This is a genomic window from Klebsiella sp. CN_Kp066 (assembly GCF_040065135.1).
In the GTDB taxonomy this organism is placed as follows: Bacteria; Pseudomonadota; Gammaproteobacteria; order Enterobacterales; family Enterobacteriaceae; genus Klebsiella; species Klebsiella oxytoca.
In genome coordinates this window covers 130,331-149,819 of record NZ_JBEAIU010000028.1, presented here as the reverse complement: position 1 = coordinate 149,819, position 19,489 = coordinate 130,331, and the positions used below count along the sequence as shown (strand labels likewise).

14 protein-coding genes are annotated in these 19,489 nt (G+C 56.0%); 10 read left to right on the top strand and 4 right to left on the bottom strand.

The features are described from left to right. Positions 1–30: 30 nt before the first annotated feature. From ABLV75_RS09835 to queF, 3 genes are all read right to left on the bottom strand, one after another. Positions 31–1,320 (bottom strand): HAAAP family serine/threonine permease, encoded by a 1,290-nt coding sequence (locus ABLV75_RS09835; protein ID WP_004105047.1) that lies wholly within the window; start codon positions 1,318–1,320, stop codon positions 31–33. 549 nt (positions 1,321–1,869) lie between these two features. Beyond that, on the bottom strand, positions 1,870–3,237 hold the full coding sequence (gene ppnN, locus ABLV75_RS09830; RefSeq protein WP_004105045.1) for a nucleotide 5'-monophosphate nucleosidase PpnN: 1,368 nt from the start codon (positions 3,235–3,237) through the stop codon (positions 1,870–1,872). 111 nt (positions 3,238–3,348) lie between these two features. Next, entirely contained in the window at positions 3,349–4,194 is an 846-nt protein-coding gene (gene queF / locus ABLV75_RS09825; RefSeq protein ID WP_004105041.1) for an NADPH-dependent 7-cyano-7-deazaguanine reductase QueF, read from the bottom strand. A gap of 69 nt (positions 4,195–4,263) precedes the next feature. On the opposite strand from queF, the gene syd reads away from it, so the two are divergent. The 8 genes from syd (at position 4,264) to ABLV75_RS09785 (ending at position 12,855) form a co-directional block, all read left to right on the top strand. Further along, a complete protein-coding gene (gene syd, locus ABLV75_RS09820; RefSeq protein WP_004105039.1) occupies positions 4,264–4,809 on the top strand; it encodes a SecY-interacting protein in 546 nt (181 codons plus the stop codon). A gap of 631 nt (positions 4,810–5,440) precedes the next feature. After that, a complete protein-coding gene (locus ABLV75_RS09815) occupies positions 5,441–5,770 on the top strand; it encodes a YqcC family protein (RefSeq protein WP_004105037.1) in 330 nt (109 codons plus the stop codon). After that, the gene (gene truC / locus ABLV75_RS09810; RefSeq protein ID WP_004105035.1) at positions 5,770–6,564 is read left to right on the top strand and encodes a tRNA pseudouridine(65) synthase TruC; all 795 of its coding nucleotides are present in this window, start codon (positions 5,770–5,772) and stop codon (positions 6,562–6,564) included. Before ABLV75_RS09815 ends, truC begins: the two co-directional genes overlap by 1 nt. A gap of 2 nt (positions 6,565–6,566) precedes the next feature. Then, on the top strand, positions 6,567–7,010 hold the full coding sequence (locus ABLV75_RS09805; RefSeq protein WP_004105033.1) for a flavodoxin: 444 nt from the start codon (positions 6,567–6,569) through the stop codon (positions 7,008–7,010). Positions 7,011–7,588: 578 nt separating this feature from the next. Next, positions 7,589–8,947, top strand: coding sequence for a galactarate/glucarate/glycerate transporter GudP (gene gudP, locus ABLV75_RS09800; RefSeq protein ID WP_004105031.1), 1,359 nt, complete (start codon positions 7,589–7,591; stop codon positions 8,945–8,947). Further along, a complete protein-coding gene (locus ABLV75_RS09795; RefSeq protein WP_004105029.1) occupies positions 8,944–10,284 on the top strand; it encodes an enolase C-terminal domain-like protein in 1,341 nt (446 codons plus the stop codon). The genes gudP and ABLV75_RS09795 overlap by 4 nt, the downstream gene beginning before the upstream one ends. A gap of 19 nt (positions 10,285–10,303) precedes the next feature. After that, complete coding sequence (gudD, locus tag ABLV75_RS09790; protein WP_004105024.1) at positions 10,304–11,644, top strand: glucarate dehydratase; 1,341 nt, start codon at positions 10,304–10,306, stop codon at positions 11,642–11,644. A 71-nt stretch (positions 11,645–11,715) separates the two neighbouring features. Further along, positions 11,716–12,855: a glycerate kinase gene (locus ABLV75_RS09785; RefSeq protein WP_004105021.1), complete on the top strand. Its 1,140-nt coding sequence runs from the start codon at positions 11,716–11,718 to the stop codon at positions 12,853–12,855. A 40-nt stretch (positions 12,856–12,895) separates the two neighbouring features. Here the strand turns inward: ABLV75_RS09785 and barA are convergent, their stop codons facing one another. Next, entirely contained in the window at positions 12,896–15,649 is a 2,754-nt protein-coding gene (gene barA, locus ABLV75_RS09780; RefSeq protein WP_004105019.1) for a two-component sensor histidine kinase BarA, read from the bottom strand. Positions 15,650–15,773: 124 nt separating this feature from the next. Between barA and rlmD the strand changes: the two genes are divergently transcribed. Then, positions 15,774–17,117 carry a 23S rRNA (uracil(1939)-C(5))-methyltransferase RlmD gene (rlmD, locus tag ABLV75_RS09775; RefSeq protein WP_004105017.1) on the top strand — a complete coding sequence of 448 codons (1,344 nt, stop codon included), beginning with the start codon at positions 15,774–15,776 and terminating at the stop codon, positions 17,115–17,117. Between the two features lie 97 nt (positions 17,118–17,214). Further along, the gene (relA, locus tag ABLV75_RS09770; protein ID WP_004105015.1) at positions 17,215–19,452 is read left to right on the top strand and encodes a GTP diphosphokinase; all 2,238 of its coding nucleotides are present in this window, start codon (positions 17,215–17,217) and stop codon (positions 19,450–19,452) included. Positions 19,453–19,489: the final 37 nt, after the last annotated feature.

The following is a 19,489-nucleotide window of genomic DNA, read 5'->3' as shown; positions in this document are numbered from 1 at the left end:
CCCCCCCCCCCCCCCCCCCCCCCGGGGATATTAGCTAAACAGAGAGTAGAAAATCGCGGAGATAGCAATCAGGCCCATAATCACCACGAAAACGTTGCTGACGTGGCCGCTGTATTTGCGCATAGCCGGGACTTTCTGAATGGCGTACATCGGCATCAGGAACAGAATCATCGCAATGATCGGGCCGCCCAGGGTTTCGATCATCCCGAGGATGCTTGGGTTCAGCGTTGCCACAATCCAGGTGGTGACCAGCATGAACAGGGCAGTGATTTTGTTCAGTTTATTGATTTCGATGGACTTGCCTTTACCGCGCAGGGATTTAATCACCATGCCGTTAAAGCCTTCGCGAGCGCCCAGATAGTGGCCGAGGAAGGATTTAGTGATGGCGATCATCGCGATGATCGGCGCCATCCAGGCGATGATTGGCGCGTTAAAGTGGTTCGCCAGGTAAGACAGAATCGAGATGTTCTGCTCTTTTGCCGCCGCCAGATCCGCCGGGGAGAGGCTCAGTACGCAGCTGAAGACGAAGAACATAACGGTCAGCACCATCATAATGTGCGCGCGGGCCAGAATGCTGGAGCATTTTTTCTCAGCGCCTTCGCCGTACTCTTCGCGTTTAGCAACGGCGAAGGAGGAGATGATCGGCGAGTGGTTAAAAGAGAATACCATCACCGGTATTGCCAGCCACAGGGTCATCCACAGGCCGTTGCCGGTGGCGGTAGCGCTACTCAGGGAGAGGGTTTCCAGCGCCGCGCCGTTCCACTGCGGGATCAGGTACAGAGCCAGAATCATCAGCGCGACCACGAACGGGAATACCAGCACGCTCATCGCTTTGACGATCATCTGCTCGCCGAAGCGCACGATAGTCATCATGCCGACAATCAGAATCAGGGAAAGAATGGCGCGCGGCGGCGGCGTTATGTGCAACTGGTGCGCCATAAAGCTTTCGACGGTATTGGTGATCGCCACGCTGTATACCAGCAGAATCGGGTAGATGGCGAAAAAGTAAAGCAGGGTAATCAGTTTACCTGCGCCGACGCCGAAGTGCTCCTCGACGACTTCGGTGATGTCTTCGCCCGGGTTCTTACCGGACAGCACGAAACGGGTCATTCCGCGGTGGGCGAAGAAGGTCATCGGAAAGGCCAGAATCGCCATGATGATCAGCGGGATCATACCGCCGACGCCGGCGTTGATCGGCAGGAACAGTACGCCCGCGCCGATAGCCGTGCCGTACAGGCCCAGCATCCACATGGTGTCCGTCTTACGCCAACCGCTACGGGTAGCATCCGTAACGATGGTGCTGGTTTGAGTGGTTTCCATCTGTATCTCCTGGAGGAAGCAACAAAATCTAATGAAAAAAAACGACTAAATAATATGAAATTCGTTTGTGTACGGTTTTTTAGGCATTTTCTCCGTAACAATTGGTGCGGGAAGATACATTTATATGGTGAATGCATCAGTGATCGCGATCCCAAATGCAATAATCCACTTTTAATGTGCGTATTTTTAGTCCAACAGCCTGTTTCTGGTGATCAGCCAGAGAATTGTGGCGCGGAGGCTATCATTTTCAGCATATGAGATAATAGTGGTGTGACGTAATAACGAGGTTTTTACTGTAAAAATGCGATGTTATCGACGTTTTTGCGTTAAAAGGCGTTTTTCCTGGTGATATTTATTGCTGTATCTGGAAACGCAAACGATTGGCTTTGTAAAAATGCATCTGGAAAATTCACAAAGTAAATGAATCATTTGGAAATAATACGCGCTGAGTGATGAACGAGGGAGCGGGGCAGCAGTACTGTGGCCTGGCGAGGAAGCGTTGCCCGGGCAGAGCGCGAACCGCTGCCCGGGAGAAGAACAGAAGAGAACTCAGGAACAGATTTCGTAGCAGGGGATATAGGCGGTGCCGCCCGGCAGCTTCATACGATGCTGAGCGACGAAGCCCTGCAGCAGATCGTCCATGCGGCGCATCATTGCCGGGTCGCCGTGAATTTTATACGGACCGAATTTCTCGATAGCCTGGATGCCCACCTCTTTGACGTTACCAGCGACGATACCGGAGAAGGCGCGGCGGAGATCCGCTGCCAGCACTTCTACCGGCTGGTCCGGATAGAGTTTGAGATTGGCCATATTCTCATGGGTAGGATCGAACGGCATCTGCAGATCCGGAGCAATGCGCATCGACCAGTTGAAGCTGTAAGCGTCGCCGGTCTCGCGACGATTCTCTTTCACCATCGGCATTGCTTTTTTCATCTGGCGGGCTACTTCAGCGGCGTCGTCAACGATAATGCGATAGTGGCGACGGGCGGATTCGCCCAGCGTATGGACGATAAACTCATCCAGCACGCGGAAATAATCGGCGCTCTCTTTTGGCCCGGTAAGAATCAGCGGCAGAACCTGCGACTTGTTCGACGGATGCATCAAAATGCCCAGCAGATAGAGCAGCTCTTCCGCTGTACCTACGCCGCCCGGGAAGATGATAATGCCGTGAGCGATGCGCACGAAGGCTTCCAGACGTTTCTCGATATCCGGCATGATGATCAGCTCGTTGACCAGCGGGTTAGGCGGCTCGGCGGCGATAATGGACGGCTCGGTCATGCCGATAAAGCGGCTGTCTCTGTAGCGCTGCTGCGCGTGGCCGACGGCAGCGCCTTTCATCGGCGCTTCCATGGCGCCCGGCCCGCAGCCGGTACAGATATTCAGCTCACGCAGGCCCAGCTGAGTGCCGACGCGGCGAGCGTAGAGATATTCGTTTTCGTTAATCGAGTGGCCGCCCCAGCAGACAATCATATTTGGCGCTTCGCCGACGTGCAGGGCGCGGGCGTTGCGCAAAATAGAGAACACCAGGTTGGTGATATGCACCGAGCTTTCAAGATCGAGATTCGGGAAGCGGACGGTGTTATGGATCTGGCCGTAGACAAACAGGATATCGCGCAGTACGGCAAACAGGTTGGCCTGCAGGGAACGGATAATACGCCCGTCAACGAAAGCATCTTCCGGCGGGTTAATCAGTTCCAGCTTCACGCCGCGTTCGCGACGCAGCACGTTAATATCGAAGTTTTCAAAACGAGACAGGAGCTCCTTGCTGTTATCGGTCAGGCTCCCCGAGTTGAGCACAGCAAGCGAGCAGTTGCGAAAGAGTTGATACAGGTCACTGCTGGCGGTGCGTTTAAGCATATCCACTTCCAGCTGCGACAGCATATCCATTGAACCAAGCGGGCTAACATGTGTAATCAAGTGAACTCCTTACAGGACGATTATCGTCTTCCTGTGATTACAATAGCCCTGCTGATGGCGTTTTCACAACCTTGCGCGCGGGTTAACGCACGCAAATTGTGAAAATGTTTACTATTGGCGAGCGAGGCGGCCGATGGCCGGAACAAAATCGGTGTTGCTGCGCCACGGGTTGATGTCCAGGCCGCCGCGCCGCGTATAGCGCGCATAAACGGAAAGGGCTTCCGGCTGGCAGAAACGCTGAATATCGCTGAAGATGCGCTCTACGCACTGTTCGTGGAATTCGTTGTGATGGCGGAACGAAACCAGATAGCGCAGCAGCTTTTCGCGATCGATTTTTGCCCCGCGATAGCGGATCTGTACCGAACCCCAGTCGGGCTGGTGGGTAATCAGGCAGTTGGATTTCAGTAAATGGCTTACCAGCGTCTCTTCTACCACTTTGCCGCCAGCGGCATCCTGCAGGTAATCAGCGCTGAACTGATAGTTATCAATTTCAATATTCTGATCGTCAATACAGGTGCCGTGCAGATGCGCCACCGGCTGGCCTTCGAGTTCATCGAGGCGATACAGCGACACCTTGACTTCCCCTTGCGCACAGGCGCTGAGATCGCGCGCCAGCGTCGCCTCGACCTCCTGCCAGTCGGCAAAACGCGTCTGGTTAAAGCTATTGAGATAGAGCTTAAAGCTTTTTGATTCCACCAGATTCACGGTCGTGTCGCTGAGCTCAACGTGGCCCACGGCAACCTGCGGCAGGCCTTTCGCATTCAGCCAGGAGAGTTCATACAGCGTCCAGATATCGGCGCCGTGAAACGGCAGGCTATCGGCGTGCAGGCCCAGCGGATCGCGGTTCAGGCTGCGCGGTACGCCCTGAAGCAGGCTGGCGTCGTAAGTATCGCGGTAATCGGTTGATTTACCGAGCGTCAGGCCGGCGAGCGCCTGGTGGTTATCGTAAGAAGACATGTTTCACCATAGTTAAAGCGGTTACACTATATGCCAAGTGTATCCTGTCTAACGTGAAGAGAGAAACCGGTGGATCAGCAAACCGCAGAAGCGCTACAAGCATTTACCCAACGTTATTGTGAGGCGTGGCAGCAGCAGCGCTCCAGCCTGCCGCGTAGCGAAGAGCTTTACGGCATTCCGTCGCCGTGCATCAGCGCCACGGATGATGATGGCGTTTTCTGGCAGCCGCAGCCGTTTTCTTTAGAACAAAACATTAACGCGGTTGAACGGGCGCTGGAGATTGTGGTACAACAACCGCTTCATGCTTATTATACCACTCAGTTTGCCGGCGATATGCAGGCACGTTTTGCCGATGAGAGCATGACGCTGCTGCAAACCTGGAGTCCGGACGACTTCCAGCGGGTGCAGGAAAATCTGATTGGCCATCTGCTGGTGCAAAAGCGTTTGAAGCTGTCGCCCACGCTGTTTATCGCCACGCTGGACAGCGAACTGGACGTCATTTCGGTCTGTAATATGAGCGGCGAAGTGATCAAAGAAACGCTCGGGACCCGTAAACGTACGACCCTTTCTCCCTCGCTTGCGAGTTTCCTTAATTCCCTTAAGCCCGTTCTGTAATCTAAAGTTCCTGAGCTTTTGTGAGAGATCTCTTACAAGACCTGTAAGAGATCGTCATCATTTGAGGCGATCCCCTGCAAATACTATTTCAATAAAATACATTAATTTCAAATGGTTAATGGTTTTATGATTCATCATGAAGACGATAAATCTTAAGATATTGTCTTAACAAGGGTTGTAAGACGGGGCGGAATCAGGGATTCTATACACGTCGACAGGGAGTCGATAAATGAAGTGAACATCAGGATGATGACGCTTCGAGAGGACCCGCCAGGACGGCGTCGCAAGGACAGGCTTCAGGATGAAGCACAGGATAGCGCAGGATTGCGTAAAGGACACCTCCAGGAAGGAGAAAGAGAGCCGGTCAGGATGCCCGGTGGATCAGGAAGATCGGGATAGACTTACGGATGAGTTATTTCACATCGGGGTGGTGTGAAAGCAGGATGCAACAGTTTACGGATGAACATGGTCAGGAGACCTCAGGAAAAGTTTTCAAGGACGAGCAGGGAGCACCAATGTAGCTGGATTGCTGCAAAACGAACCGGGAGCACTGTTTATACAGTGCTCCCTTTTTTTATTTCTCTTCTGAATTTGCTATTCTGCGCCGGTTTTCAACTCATCGAGGTTTCCCATGACTCTTGACCATCGCGTGCGCGAGCGCCTGCTCGTCATTGAAGCGCTGCTGCGCGAAACGGAACACTGGCAGGATAACGCTCCCGACAGCCGCGCGTTTGCCAGCGAACAGCCGTTTTGCCTCGACACCATGGAGCCGCTTGAATGGCTGCAGTGGGTATTAATACCGCGCATGCATCAGCTTCTGGAAAGCGGCATGCCGCTGCCGCAAAATTTCGCCGTTGCTCCCTACTATGAGATGGCCCTGGATAATGCTCATCCCGTGCGCGAGCGGGTGCTTGCCGAGCTGCTTCTGCTGGATGCGCTGTTTGCCGGCGGCGACGCCTGATGCTGGAGATTTTATATCAGGACCCGTGGCTGGTAGCGGTGAACAAGCCTTCGGGCTGGCTGGTGCATCGTAGCTGGCTGGATCGTGATGAAAAAGTGGTGGTGATGCAGACCGTGCGCGACCAGATAGGCCAGCACGTGTTCACCGCTCACCGCCTCGACAGGCCGACTTCCGGCGTGCTGCTAATGGGACTGTCGAGCGAAGCGGGAAGACTGTTGTCGCAGCAGTTCGAGCAGCATCAAATGCAGAAACGCTATCATGCGATAGCCCGCGGCTGGTTGAGCGAAGAAGCGGAGCTTGATTATCCTCTGGTTGAGGAGCTGGATAAAATTGCCGATAAGTTCGCCCGCGAAAATAAAGATCCGCAGCCGGCGGTCACCCATTATCGCGGCCTGGCGACGATAGAAATGCCGGTGGCGACCGGACGTTATCCTACCACCCGCTATAGCCTGGTGGAGCTGGAACCGAAAACCGGACGTAAGCACCAGCTGCGCCGTCATCTTGCCCATCTTCGCCATCCGATTATCGGCGACAGTAAACACGGCGATCTGCGGCAGAATCGCAGCGCGGCCGAACACTTTGGCTGCGATCGGCTAATGCTTCATGCCAGCCAGCTATCGTTAACGCATCCTTTTACCGGTGAACCGCTGGTTATTCGCGCTGGCCTTGACGACGTCTGGATGCGCGCGCTGTCGCAGTTTGGCTGGCGCGGCCTTCTCCCGTTAAATGAAAGGGTTGAGTTTGCCGACGACTGCGGTCAGGATGAAGAGATACAGGTCACTTCAGGGAGATAGTCATGGCAGAAGTCGGAATTTTTGTCGGTACGATGTATGGAAATTCGCTCCTGGTCGCCGAAGAGGCGCAGGCTATTTTGAGCGGACTGGGGCATCAGGCGAAAGTCTTTGAAGATCCCGAAGTCAAAGACTGGGAGTCGTATACCGGAAAATATGCGCTGGTGGTGACATCGACCACCGGGCAGGGCGATTTACCGGACAGCATTGTGCCTTTATACGAAGGCATCAAAGATATGTATCAGCCGCATTTGCGCTATGGAATTATTGCCCTGGGCGATAGCACCTACGCTAACTTCTGCGGCGGCGGTTTGAAGTTTGATGCGTTATTGCAGGAACAGGGCGGCACGCGCGTTGGCGATATGCTGACGATCGATGCCAGCGAAGATCCGGAACCTGAGAGCGTTGCTAACCCATGGGTAGCGCAGTGGGCGTCGCTGCTTGATTAACAACTTTATCCCATCAGGGCTATTTTGTTTGCCATTTTGCCCTCGGGCGGTGCTCAGACTGTTTGACTAATACCCTGTCGGCACAGCTCCTAAAAGTTTCGCCCTCTCCCTACACTAGAGGGCGCCCCTTTCTTTACTGATGTTAAATGCCAGTGGCCAGATAAACGGCCAAAATCATCGTAGCAATTCTTCAGGCGCACGGCTTCGGGCATTTGCCTTAAAACCTGTGTAATGCCATGGTCTTTACCGGGCTATTTCACGGGGTCAAGAGAGTTGATTCACACTCCTGTCTTTTGCACCGCGCTTTGCGTCTATGAACGGGCGCGGCTTTTCATTTCCGTGAACCATCCCCCATCTCATTAGGCATAAGCCATAAATCAGATTTACTCAGGCGGCGAAAGCTGTGTATTTGCACGGTGAGCCCGTCAGCCCCTCTTTTTATACTTTTCCTGCCAGTTAAAAATGCAGTGCCAGATATAACGAAAATTATGAAAAACACTAACACGTCATTCTGAGTACCCTACAGGTTGTGCTGTTCAGAATGAACGTAGCTAACGCTATGATTCAGGAGTGCAACAATGAGTTCATTAAGTCAGGCGGCAGGCGGCGCTGAAAAGCGCACCAATGCTCGCTACTGGATAGTGGTGATGTTGTTTATCGTCACATCCTTCAACTACGGCGACCGCGCCACCTTATCCATTGCCGGTTCGGAGATGGCCAAAGATATTGGTCTTGATGCCGTTGGCATGGGCTACGTCTTTTCCGCGTTCTCCTGGGCCTACGTGATCGGCCAGATCCCGGGCGGCTGGCTGCTTGACCGCTTCGGTTCTAAACGCGTCTACTTCTGGTCCATTTTTATCTGGTCCATGTTTACCCTGCTGCAGGGTTTCGTCGATATTTTTAGCGGCTTCGGCATTATCGTCGCGCTGTTCACCCTGCGTTTTCTTGTCGGCCTGGCCGAAGCGCCTTCCTTCCCCGGCAACAGCCGGATCGTCGCGGCGTGGTTCCCGGCGCAGGAGAGGGGCACGGCGGTGGCTATCTTTAACTCCGCGCAATATTTTGCCACCGTTATTTTTGCGCCGATCATGGGTTGGCTGACGCATGAGGTGGGCTGGTCGCACGTGTTCTTCTTTATGGGCGGTCTCGGCATTATCATCAGCTTTGTCTGGCTGAAGGTGATTCATGAACCTAACCAGCATCCGGGTGTAAACCAAAAAGAGCTCGATTACATCGCCGCAGGCGGCGCGCTGATCAATATGGATCAGGCGGCGGCCAAAGCTAAGGTGCCGTTTAGCGTAAAATGGGGGCAAATCAAGCAGCTGCTGGGTTCTCGCATGATGATTGGCGTCTATATCGGCCAGTACTGCATTAACGCTTTGACCTATTTCTTTATCACCTGGTTCCCGGTTTATCTGGTGCAGGCGCGCGGCATGTCGATCCTGAAGGCCGGTTTTGTCGCGTCGGTTCCGGCGATCTGCGGTTTCGCGGGCGGGGTTCTCGGCGGGATTATTTCCGACTGGCTGATGCGTCGTACCGGCTCGCTGAACATCGCACGTAAAACGCCTATCGTCATGGGGATGCTGCTGTCGATGGTGATGGTGTTCTGTAACTACGTCAACGTGGAGTGGATGATTATCGGCTTCATGGCGCTGGCCTTCTTCGGTAAAGGCATCGGTGCGCTGGGCTGGGCGGTCATGGCGGATACGGCGCCGAAAGAGATCAGCGGCCTGAGCGGCGGTCTGTTCAACATGTTCGGCAATATCTCCGGTATCGTGACGCCCATTGCTATCGGCTACATCGTTGGCACCACCGGTTCGTTTAACGGCGCGCTGATTTATGTGGGCGTTCATGCGCTGGTGGCGGTGCTGAGCTATCTGGTACTGGTGGGCGATATTAAACGTATCGAACTGAAACCTGTCGCAGGAAAATCATCATGACAACGCAATCGAGCCCTATTATCACCGATATGAAGGTTATCCCGGTGGCCGGGCAGGACAGTATGCTGCTTAACATCGGCGGCGCGCACAATGCGTACTTTACCCGCAATATTGTGGTGCTGACCGATAACGCCGGCAATACCGGGGTCGGCGAAGCACCGGGCGGCGAAGTGATTTATCAGACGCTGGTGGATGCCATCCCGACGGTATTAGGCCAGGAAGTCGCCCGCCTGAACAAAGTGGTTCAGCAGGTGCATAAAGGCAACCAGGCCGCGGACTTTGATACTTTTGGTAAAGGCGCCTGGACATTCGAGCTGCGGGTGAACGCGGTGGCGGCGCTGGAGGCTGCGCTGCTGGATCTGCTGGGCAAGGCGCTCAACGTGCCGGTTTGCGAGCTGCTGGGGCCGGGCAAGCAGCGCGATGAGGTGACCGTGCTGGGCTATCTGTTCTACGTGGGCGATCGCACCAAAACCGATCTGCCCTATCTGGAAAGCACGCCGGGCAACCATGAGTGGTATCGTCTACGCCATCAGGAAGCGCTGAACAGCGAGGCGGTGGTGCGCCTGGCGGAGGCCTCACAGGACCGCTACGGCTTTAAAGATTTTAAACTGAAAGGCGGCGTGCTGCCCGGCGAGCAGGAGATCGAAACCGCCCGCGCGTTGAAAAAGCGTTTTCCCGATGCGCGCATTACGGTTGATCCCAACGGCGCCTGGCTGCTGGATGAAGCCATCGCCCTGTGTAAAGGGCTGAACGAGGTGCTGACCTACGCGGAAGACCCCTGCGGCGCCGAACAGGGCTTTTCTGGCCGTGAAGTGATGGCGGAGTTTCGCCGCGCCACCGGTCTGCCGGTGGCAACCAATATGATCGCCACTAACTGGCGCGAAATGGGCCACGCGGTGATGCTGAATGCCGTGGATATTCCGCTGGCCGATCCGCACTTCTGGACCCTTTCCGGCGCGGTGCGCGTGGCGCAGCTGTGCGATGACTGGGGCCTGACCTGGGGCTGCCATTCCAATAACCACTTTGATATTTCACTGGCCATGTTCACCCACGTCGGCGCAGCGGCGCCGGGCAACCCCACGGCCATCGATACCCACTGGATTTGGCAGGAGGGAGATTGCCGCCTGACCAAAAATCCGCTGGAGATTAAGCACGGAAAAATTGCTGTTCCGGACGCGCCTGGACTCGGCGTCGAGCTGGACTGGGAGCAGGTGCAGAAAGCGCATGAGGCTTATAAAAAGCTGCCCGGCGGCGCGCGTAATGACGCAGGCCCAATGCAGTACCTGATCCCCGGATGGACTTTTGACCGTAAACGCCCCGTTTTCGGCCGTCACTGATTTGAATAAGGACTAAATTATGAGCGCACAATTTTCGACCCCCGTTGTTTCTTCTATGCAGGTCATTCCGGTCGCGGGTCACGACAGCATGCTGATGAACCTGAGCGGCGCGCACGCCCCGTTCTTCACGCGTAATATCGTGGTAATCAAAGATAATTCCGGCCATACCGGCGTCGGCGAAATTCCCGGCGGAGAGAAAATCCGCAAGACCCTTGAGGACGCGATCCCGCTGGTGGTCGGTAAAACGCTGGGTGAATATAAAAACGTGCTGACCGCCGTACGCAATACTTTCGCCGATCGGGATGCCGGCGGACGCGGTTTGCAGACCTTCGATCTGCGTACCACAATTCACGTAGTGACCGGGATCGAAGCGGCGATGCTTGACCTGCTGGGCCAGCATCTGGGCGTAAACGTGGCGTCTCTGCTGGGCGATGGACAGCAGCGCAACGAAGTGGAAATGCTGGGCTATCTGTTCTTCGTCGGCAATCGTAAAGCTACACCGCTGCCTTATCAGAGCCAGCCGGATGACCCGTGCGACTGGTATCGCCTGCGTCATGATGAGGCGATGACCCCGGATGCGGTGGTGCGTCTGGCGGAAGCCGCATATGAGAAATATGGTTTTAACGATTTTAAACTGAAAGGCGGCGTACTGGCCGGGGAAGAGGAAGCGGAGTCTATCGTCGCGCTGGCTAAGCGCTTCCCGCAGGCGCGCGTGACCCTCGATCCGAACGGCGCGTGGTCGCTGGATGAAGCGATCAAAATTGGTAAATACCTGAAAGGCTCTCTGGCCTATGCGGAAGATCCGTGCGGCGCCGAGCAGGGCTTCTCCGGGCGTGAAGTGATGGCGGAGTTCCGCCGCGCCACCGGTCTGCCGACGGCGACCAATATGATCGCGACCGACTGGCGTCAGATGGGCCACACGCTGTCGCTGCAGTCCGTGGATATTCCGCTGGCGGATCCGCACTTCTGGACCATGCAGGGCTCCGTCCGCGTGGCGCAGATGTGCCACGAGTTCGGCCTGACCTGGGGCTCGCACTCTAACAACCACTTTGATATCTCGCTGGCGATGTTTACCCACGTGGCGGCAGCCGCGCCGGGTAAAATTACCGCTATTGATACGCACTGGATCTGGCAGGAAGGCAACCAGCGCCTGACCAAAGAACCGTTTGAAATTAAAGGCGGGATGGTACAGGTACCGACGAAACCGGGGCTGGGCGTGGAGCTAGATATGGATCAGGTGATGAAAGCCCATGAGCTGTATCAGAAACACGGTCTGGGCGCGCGCGATGATGCGATGGGAATGCAGTATTTGATCCCGAACTGGACGTTTGATAACAAGCGTCCGTGCATGGTGCGCTAAGGAGATGCCGGTCTCTTCGGGGGCCGGTTTCCTGCACGGCGTCGGGTAATCGTTCATTTTAAGGACAGCATATGAAGATAGTGATCGCACCGGATTCATACAAGGAGAGCCTGAGTGCGCTGGATGTTGCAACCGCGATAGAGCAAGGTTTTCGGGAAGTTTATTCCGATGCGGAGTACGTCAAACTGCCGGTCGCCGACGGTGGCGAAGGAACCGTTGAAGCCATGGTTGCCGCGACCCAGGGATGCCGGATAGCGGTCACCGTCACCGGTCCGCTCGGCGAGCCCGTAGAGGCTTTTTTTGGTCTTTCGGGCGATAAGCAGTGCGCGTTTATTGAAATGGCGGCGGCAAGCGGTCTGGAGAGCGTACCGCCGGCGCGACGTAACCCTCTTCTGACGACTTCATGGGGTACCGGCGAGCTGATTCGCCATGCGCTGGACGCGGGCGTCAGGCAAATTATTATCGGCATCGGCGGCAGCGCGACTAACGATGGCGGCGCCGGGATGGTGCAGGCGCTGGGGGCGAAACTGCTGACCCGGGATAACCAGCAGATTGGCGCCGGCGGACAAGCGCTGGAGAGCCTCGTGCGCATCGACGTGAGCGAGTTAGATAAGCGCCTCGCCGGATGCCGCATTGACGTCGCTTGCGATGTCACCAATCCGCTGACGGGCCCGCAGGGCGCGACGGCAGTATTTGGCCCGCAGAAAGGGGCGACGGCGGAGATGATCGCCAGCCTCGATAAGGCGCTGGCCCATTTTGCTGAGATTATCCATCGCGACTTAGAGCTTGATGTGTTGCATCTTGAAGGCGGCGGCGCGGCGGGCGGCATGGGCGCGGGCCTGTATGCCTTTTGCGGGGCTAAGCTGCGGCCGGGCATTGAGATCGTGACCGACGCTTTGCATCTTGCCGATATCGTGGCGGATGCGGATCTGGTGATCACCGGCGAAGGGCGCATCGACAGCCAGACGATTCACGGCAAAGTGCCGGTTGGCGTGGCGCGGGTGGCAAAACGCTATAATCTGCCGGTTATCGCGATTGCCGGGAGCCTGACGGCGGACGTCGGCGTAGTCCATGAGCACGGGCTGGATGCGGTATTCAGCGTTATTTATTCCATTTGCACCCTGGATGAGGCGCTGGAAAATGCCGCCGAAAATGTGCGCATGACGGCGAGAAACGTCGCCGCCGTGCTGAAAATGGGCCAGGTATTATAGATTCTCCCCCGGTCGCAGTGCGCGAGCCGGGGCAGGCGTTTTAGATTCCCTGCAGCTTACAGGCTTCCCGCGCGACGTTGTCCATTTCATCCAGCAGTTCCAGAAGCTCCGGCTCCAGCTCCTCGGCGGCGGTGCCCGCGCGCAGCTGGCTCTCGAGAGTGTGGCAGAGTTTCTTCAGGCGCGGCACACCGCTGTAGCTACAGCTGCCGTGCAGCTTATGAATGAGATCCAGCAGGCCTTCCGGCTGCTCTCCCACCAGCTGTTCTTCCACCTTGTTACGCACTTCCGGCATAAAAGCGAGCAGCATCTGCAGCATTTCCCGCGCCAGATCCGGTTTCATCGCCGCCTGGCGTAGCGCCAGCTGCCAGTCGAGGGTGATGTCATGGTTAACCGGTAGGTCAACCGGCTCCGCCGCGGCCTGCGGCGCAGCGGCCTGTCCCGGCTGGTAGCGCAGCAGCAGATTGTAGAGCTTATCTTCCTCAATGGGCTTCGCCAGATAGTCGTTCATCCCCGCGCTGAGCAATTTCTCTCGCTGCCCTTCCAGAGCATGGGCCGTCACGGCGATCACCGGCGTTTGCTGTTGATGAGGGAGCTGATGGATCAATTCGCAGGCGCGGATGCCGTCCATTTCCGGCATTTGAATATCCATCAGAATCAGATCCTGCTGCATTTCTCTGGCTCGTTCAACGGCGTTCTGGCCGCTGTCGCAGAGGATGACATGCTGGACTAAATCTTCAAGCAGAGCGCCGATGAGCTTAAGATTCGCCGGATTGTCATCGACGGCCATTACCGTCATGGGCAGCTTTGTACTACCGGAGCGCGGCAGCAGGAGCGTCGGCTGGGTCTGGCATGTGGCCGTCAGCGCCGGAAGCAAGCGCGTTGAGGTCAGGGGCTTAAGCAGACAGGCTGCGATACCGTCGTGTTTAAGCGTTTCGGCGCTCACCTGGGCGTGGCACGGTAGCGCCAGCAGCAGATGATCGGCAAGCTTACGGGCTCTGGCCAGCTTATCGCGATGCTGGTTCAGATCGCGTATCGACACCGGAATGCCCGCCAGCAGGATATCGTAATGGGCATCCGGTAGGGCAGTCATCGTCGGACTGTAGACCACCTCCAGCGGCGTTGTCGCCAGCAGCTCCATGGTGCACTGCGCCGCCGCTGCGTTAGCCTCAATGTAGGCCAGCTTTTTACCCGCCAGACATTGGGTCGGTACGCTGTCGGGTACCGCGTTAGGGTTGAGATCGAGGCTGATATGGAACCAGAACGTCGAGCCGCGATTAGGCTGGCTATGGAAGGAAATATCGCCACCCATCTCTTTTACCAGCCGCTGGGTGATAACCAGACCCAGCCCGGTTCCGCCGTGGCGACGGGAAATACTGGCGTCTGCCTGGCGGAAAGCCTGAAACAGACGCGACTGGTCGCGCTCGGGAATACCGATGCCGGTATCGTGGATCTGAACTTCGATTTGCACTCTTGAATTGCTTATAGCCCGCTGTTCCACCAGCACGTCAATGTTGCCATGTTCGGTGAACTTAATGGCGTTGCCCATCAGGTTAGTAATAATTTGCTGCAGGCGCAGCGGGTCGCCAATCACGTTATCCGGCACATCGTTTTTGATGTTCAGGGTCAGCTCCAGCCCCTTATCGTGCGCCGAATGCGCCAACAGCGTGACCACCTCGTCGAGCGAATTTCGCAGCAGGAACGGAATGCTCTCCAGAATGAGCTTCCCGGCTTCGAGCTTAGAGAAGTCCAGAACATCATTAATGATGGCCAGCAGATTGTTCGCTGAACGCTCAATGGTGGTCAGATGATCGCGCTGGGTGGTATTTAAATCGGTTTTCAGCGTCAGGCGGGTAAAGCCAATGACGCCGTTAAGCGGAGTGCGCAGCTCGTGGGACATATTGGCGAGGAATTCGGATTTGATTCGCGCCGCTTCCTGCGCGCGTTTTTTCGCCAGGTCCAGCTCAACGTTCTGGATTTCCATCTGTTCAAGCGTTTCACGCAGGTCGGAGGTGGCCTGATCGACGTTATGCTGCATCTCTTCATGATACGCCGCCAGCGACATCGCCATGGAGTTGATCCCGTTTTTCAGCATATCCAGTTCGCCGAGCATAAAACCTTCCACGCGGCTATCAAGCTGGCCCCGGCGGATGCGGTCAACGGTATTCACCATGTTGCGAATCGGCCCGGTCACGTCGCGCATCAGTCGCCAGCCGAAGATCAGCGCGATGCCGATGCAGAACAGCATCATCACGCTGGAGATGAAGATCTCTTTGTACTGCTGCAGCCGCACCGATTTGAGATCCAGCTCCAGCGCCACGTAGCCCAGCATATTGTCCGGCATCTTGGCATCGCTTCCCGGTGATTCATCCGGTGAATAGCTTTCTGAAATAATTGGGGTGCGCAAAATCATCAAATCGCCGTGACGAATCACGCTTAAACGGCGGGGAAAAGGCGCCCCTTTTGGTAGCTGAAGTTCGCCGGGATCGAGCTGAAAGTTGGAGGTGACAAACAGCCTGTTGTGCGAGTCATAGATGGAAATGGCGCGCACAATATCGGAATGGCGGCGATGCAGCACGCTGATCAGCTGCCCGATTGACTCGCGGTTTTGCAAATTCATGCCATATTCACTGGAGACCGCCAGCGGTTCGATGATACTGGCTCCGGCATCTTCCAGCTGGCGCTGTAGGTCGTTATAGCGGTGTGCGACGAAGAATATACTGAGCAGCAGACCGATCAAAACGGTTGGCGCCAGAATAAGAATCATCATGCGGGCACGAAGGCTGTAGTTGGTCATGCGGTTCCATTATGGGAGAATATATACATCATCCTTACAGGCTGCTGAGGCATTGGTTACGCTGGCTCACCCTGAAAGAACTCGTGTATAGAGTCAGTATATTTAATTGAGACAAATCTCTACGATGGCGCAATTCTACTCTGCAAAACGGCGTGTGACGACGCGCCAGATCATAACCGTTACAGTAAATGACCTTGATCCCTTTGGGCAGGGCGTTGCGCGTCACCAGGGTAAGGCGCTGTTTGTTAGCGGTTTATTACCGCAGGAGCAGGCCGAAGTGGTCCTGGTAGAGGATAAAAAACAGTATGCCCGCGCGCAGGTTAAACGCCGTCTTAGCGACAGCCCGCAGCGGCAGGCGCCGCGCTGTCCGCATTTTGGTATCTGCGGCGGATGTCAGCAGCAGCACGCCAGCGTTGAGCTGCAGCAGCAGAGCAAACGCGCCGCCCTCGCGCGGTTAATGAAGCGCGAGGTTGATGACATTATAGCCGCTTCGCCGTGGGGCTATCGCCGCCGGGCGCGTCTGAGCTTGAATTATCAGCCAAAGACCCAACAATTACAGATAGGCTTCCGGAAGGCCAACTCCAGTGAAATTGTTGATGTGGTGCAGTGCCCTGTTTTGGTGCCCACTCTTGGTGCGCTACTGCCCGCGGTACGAGAATGTCTCAGCGGATTGCAATCGCTGCGTCAGCTTGGCCACGTGGAGCTGGTGCAGGCTGACAACGGCCCGCTGATGGTTTTACGCCATACCGCGGCCCTTCCGGCTGCAGATAAAGAAAAGCTGGAACGTTTTTCGCAATCTCACGGTCTTTCACTGTATCTCGCCCCGCAAAGCGAGATACTGGAACAGATTCGCGGGGAAGCGCCCTGGTATACGTCCGACGGTCTACGCTTAGTGTTCAGTCCGCGCGACTTTATTCAGGTCAACGACGGCGTAAACCAGCTCATGGTGCGTACGGCACTGGAATGGCTGGATATCCAGCCTCAGGATCGCGTGCTGGATCTCTTTTGCGGCATGGGCAACTTTACCCTGCCGCTGGCAAAGCGCGCGGCGCAGGTCGTGGGGGTTGAAGGTGTTCCGGCGCTGGTGGCGAAGGGGCAAGAAAACGCGGCGCTGAACGCGTTGCATAATGTGACGTTCTTTCATGAAAATCTTGAAGAGGACGTCACCCGCCAGGCGTGGGCGAAGCACGGTTTTGATAAAGTTCTGCTCGACCCGGCGCGCGCCGGTGCGGCGGGCGTTATGTTACATATAATTAAATTAGCGCCGCGTCGGGTGGTGTATGTTTCTTGTAATCCGGCGACTCTGGCGCGCGATAGCGACGTTTTATTGCAGGCGGGATATACCATTCAACGCCTGGCGATGCTGGATATGTTCCCGCATACCGGTCATCTGGAATCAATGGTGTTGTTTGAGCACAAGAATCATTCAAATCGCAGTGCAGCGGCATCCACAGGCGCAGGCGACTGAGATAAAAGACGAACGCCAACGTTGATGCGGTTTGAAGGATGAAGTGTAAAAGTTGAGGCTTGCCGACTTCGGCAGGCGGTCCCTTAAGGAGAGGACAATGGTTGCGGTAAGAAGTGCACATTTAAATAAAGCTGGTGAATTTGACCCGAAGAAATGGATCGCGAGTCTGGGAATTTCCAGCCAGCAGTCGTGTGAACGCTTAGCCGAAACCTGGGATTATTGTCGAGAGAAAACGCAGGGACACCCGCAGGCCGATCTCCTGCTATGGCGCGGCGTGGAGATGGTAGAAATTCTCTCCATGCTCAGTATGGACATCGATACGCTGCGAGCGGCGATGCTATTCCCGCTGGCGGATGGCAACGTCGTCAGCGAAGAAATCATGCAGGAGAGCGTCGGGAAATCCGTCGTCACCCTGATCCACGGCGTGCGGGATATGGCCGCGATACGTCAGCTTAAAGCCACCCATACGGATTCGGTCTCCTCTGAACAGGTGGACAACATTCGCCGCATGCTGCTGGCGATGGTTGATGACTTCCGCTGCGTGGTGATTAAAATCGCCGAGCGTATTGCCCATCTGCGTGAAGTGAAAGATGCGCCGGAAGATGAGCGCGTGCTGGCGGCGAAAGAGTGCACCAATATTTACGCGCCGCTGGCCAACCGTCTGGGGATCGGCCAGCTTAAGTGGGAGCTTGAAGATTACTGCTTCCGCTATCTGCACCCGGCGGAATATAAACGCATCGCTAAGCTGTTGCACGAGCGGCGCATCGATCGTGAACATTACATTGACGAGTTCGTCAGCCACTTACGCACGGAAATGAAAACCGAGGGCGTCAAGGCTGAGGTTTACGGTCGTCCTAAGCATATCTATAGCATCTGGCGCAAAATGCAGAAAAAACATCTCGCTTTCGACGAGCTGTTTGACGTGCGGGCGGTGCGGATTGTCGCCGAGCGCCTGCAGGACTGCTATGCCGCGCTGGGGATAGTGCATACTCACTACCGCCATCTGCCGGATGAGTTTGATGATTACGTCGCCAACCCTAAGCCCAATGGCTACCAGTCCATTCATACCGTCGTGCTTGGTCCCGGCGGCAAGACGATCGAAATTCAGATCCGTACCCGCCAGATGCATGAAGATGCCGAGCTGGGCGTAGCTGCGCACTGGAAGTACAAAGAGGGCGCCAGCGCAGGGGCCAGCGGCGGACGCGGCTATGAAGATCGCATTGCATGGCTGCGTAAACTGATCGCCTGGCAGGAAGAGATGGCCGATTCCGGCGAGATGCTGGATGAAGTGCGTAGCCAGGTCTTTGACGACCGGGTTTATGTCTTTACGCCGAAGGGTGACGTAGTGGATTTACCTTCGGGTTCGACTCCGCTCGATTTTGCCTACCATATTCACAGCGATGTCGGTCACCGCTGCATCGGGGCGAAAATCAGCGGACGTATTGTGCCGTTCACCTATCAGCTGCAGATGGGCGACCAGATTGAAATCATCACTCAAAAACAGCCTAACCCAAGCCGTGACTGGCTGAATCCGAACCTTGGCTACGTCACTACCAGCCGCGGGCGTTCCAAAATTCATGCCTGGTTCCGCAAGCAGGATCGCGACAAGAATATTCTTGCCGGACGGCAGATCCTCGATGATGAGCTGGAGCATCTGGGCATCAGCCTGAAGGATGCGGAAAAGTATCTGCTGCCGCGCTACAACTTTAATGAGCAGGACGAACTGCTGGCGGCGATTGGCGGTGGCGATATTCGCCTCAACCAGATGGTTAATTTCCTGCAGGCGCAGTTTAATAAGCCCAGCGCGGCGGAGCAGGATGCGGCGGCACTTAAGCAGCTGCAGCAGAAAACCTATACTCCGCAGAATCGCAGCAAAGACAATGGTCGCGTGGTGGTGGAAGGCGTCGGCAATCTGATGCACCACATTGCGCGCTGCTGCCAGCCGATCCCCGGCGACGAGATTGTGGGCTTTATCACCCAGGGCCGAGGGATCTCGGTGCACCGGGCGGATTGCGATCAGCTCGCGGAGCTACAGTCTCATGCTCCGGAGCGCATCGTTGACGCAGTGTGGGGAGAGAGCTACTCGGCGGGCTACTCGCTGGTGGTGCGGGTCCAGGCCAACGATCGTAGCGGCCTGCTGCGCGATATCACTACTATTCTCGCCAATGAGAAGGTCAACGTGCTGGGCGTTGCCAGCCGCAGCGATACGAAGCAGCAGATGGCAACCATCGATATGACCATTGAGATCTACAACCTGCAGGTTCTGGGCCGGGTACTTGGCAAGCTGAATCAGGTTCCGGACGTCATCGACGCCCGTCGCCTGCACGGCGGGTAAAAGGAAAACGGTAAAAACGCAGCTCAGCTAACAGCTG

Excerpts from the sequence above, each read along its gene's own strand:
- rlmD (WP_004105017.1), top strand. The coding sequence starts at position 15,774 with ATGGCGCAATTCTACTCTGCAAAACGGCGTGTGACGACGCGCCAGATC.
- truC (WP_004105035.1), top strand. The coding sequence starts at position 5,770 with ATGCTGGAGATTTTATATCAGGACCCGTGGCTGGTAGCGGTGAACAAG.
- gudP (WP_004105031.1), top strand. The coding sequence starts at position 7,589 with ATGAGTTCATTAAGTCAGGCGGCAGGCGGCGCTGAAAAGCGCACCAAT.
- gudD (WP_004105024.1), top strand. The coding sequence starts at position 10,304 with ATGAGCGCACAATTTTCGACCCCCGTTGTTTCTTCTATGCAGGTCATT.
- barA (WP_004105019.1), bottom strand. The coding sequence starts at position 15,649 with ATGACCAACTACAGCCTTCGTGCCCGCATGATGATTCTTATTCTGGCG.
- ABLV75_RS09835 (WP_004105047.1), bottom strand. The coding sequence starts at position 1,320 with ATGGAAACCACTCAAACCAGCACCATCGTTACGGATGCTACCCGTAGC.
- ABLV75_RS09815 (WP_004105037.1), top strand. The coding sequence starts at position 5,441 with ATGACTCTTGACCATCGCGTGCGCGAGCGCCTGCTCGTCATTGAAGCG.
- ABLV75_RS09795 (WP_004105029.1), top strand. The coding sequence starts at position 8,944 with ATGACAACGCAATCGAGCCCTATTATCACCGATATGAAGGTTATCCCG.
- ABLV75_RS09805 (WP_004105033.1), top strand. The coding sequence starts at position 6,567 with ATGGCAGAAGTCGGAATTTTTGTCGGTACGATGTATGGAAATTCGCTC.
- relA (WP_004105015.1), top strand. The coding sequence starts at position 17,215 with ATGGTTGCGGTAAGAAGTGCACATTTAAATAAAGCTGGTGAATTTGAC.
- queF (WP_004105041.1), bottom strand. The coding sequence starts at position 4,194 with ATGTCTTCTTACGATAACCACCAGGCGCTCGCCGGCCTGACGCTCGGT.
- ABLV75_RS09785 (WP_004105021.1), top strand. The coding sequence starts at position 11,716 with ATGAAGATAGTGATCGCACCGGATTCATACAAGGAGAGCCTGAGTGCG.